Source organism: Kitasatospora sp. NPDC093558, assembly GCF_040683475.1.
Taxonomy (GTDB): Bacteria; Actinomycetota; Actinomycetes; order Streptomycetales; family Streptomycetaceae; genus Kitasatospora.
Window position 1 is genome coordinate 8,992 of sequence record NZ_JBFBDY010000243.1, and the last position, 460, is coordinate 9,451.

Genomic DNA, 460 nt, shown 5'->3' on the forward strand with positions numbered 1-460 from the left:
GTGGGCGGCAGCCGGTTTGGCGCCGGGTGGGGACGATCGGCGTTCCGTCGTACGCGTCCTGGCGGAGGCGCTCGGGCTGCCGGGACCGGACGCGGTGGCCGAGGCGGTCGTGGCCGTCTCGGCGGGGTACTTCGGCAGCGCGCTGACGCCCGTCGAGGCGAAGGCCGCCGACGAGGCCGTCGCTTCACTCCTCGCCCGCGTTGCGGACGGGGAGGACGTGGAGGCTGCGGCCCAAGTCATCGGGCTGTTGGTGCAGGCGTGCGACGCGACGGCGCGCCTGGTCGAGCACGCCCGCCGGGCGGCTCCGGACGGGCTGCCGGCGAGGAACGCGGTGGCCGTCCTCGGCGAGGTGCTTCGGCACGACCCGCCGGTGCCGGCGCTGCGCCGCCGGGCGGTCGCGGACGTCCGCGCCGGAGATCTCGAACTCCGCGCCGGCGAAGCCGTGTTGATCGACGTGACG

General features: G+C 76.5%; 1 pseudogene. It reads left to right on the forward strand.

The features are described from left to right. Positions 1–94 precede the first annotated feature (94 nt). Positions 95–460: pseudogene (locus tag AB0O00_RS21725) on the forward strand (isocitrate lyase/phosphoenolpyruvate mutase family protein); the annotation flags it as partial.